Genomic DNA, 663 nt, shown 5'->3' with positions numbered 1-663 from the left:
AAATCGTATTCTTTTTTAGGATTTAACCAAGAAAAGGTTAAAGCTCTAGAAGTTGATACTTTATTAAAAACTGGCTTATTCCAACCAAACAGTTCATAATCATCACCTTCAGGAATAATAGATATAACATTGCTGTAGTAATCTAACTCACCATCTGGTTTTACTTCTTTTCCTGAAAGCACATTACCAGAAATGATACGAACGTTAGCATCTTTAGCTATACCTTTATCATAAACCATTGTAGATATTTCACTTCCTATTTTAGTTTTGAAATATCTAGGAGCCTCAACTGATGAGCCTGCCATGGCTACAATACGTTCTGCATTGAATTTACCTGTTAATAATAATTCTCCAATAATAACAAGGTCTTGTGCACTTACCGTCCACACTGTTTCACCTTTATTAATAGGATCTATGTTGTTAATTTGTGTACCAACGTTACCTGAAGGATGCGGACCAGACACTTTGTGAATAGTTGCGCCAGAAACAGATGCTAGTGGAGAATTAGAGTTTTTACCAACTGAAATATGCACTTTACCTTCTGTAAGCTTTCCTAGTGCTGTAACAGCTGCTTGTAACTCGGCTTCTTTTCCTTGCAATGTAAAATCTAAATCTGCAGCTAAAGGTGCACTAGCATAAGCAGAAATAAAAATAGCTTTTGGT

The 663-nt window shown here is 35.3% G+C and carries 1 pseudogene; it reads right to left on the bottom strand.

Going from position 1 to position 663, the window contains the following annotated elements:
- Window positions 1-663, bottom strand: a pseudogene (locus tag FUA24_RS00540) (NADH:ubiquinone reductase (Na(+)-transporting) subunit A); the annotation flags it as partial.

Source organism: Seonamhaeicola marinus (assembly GCF_008085455.1).
This window is presented reverse-complemented; position numbering and strand designations above follow the sequence as displayed.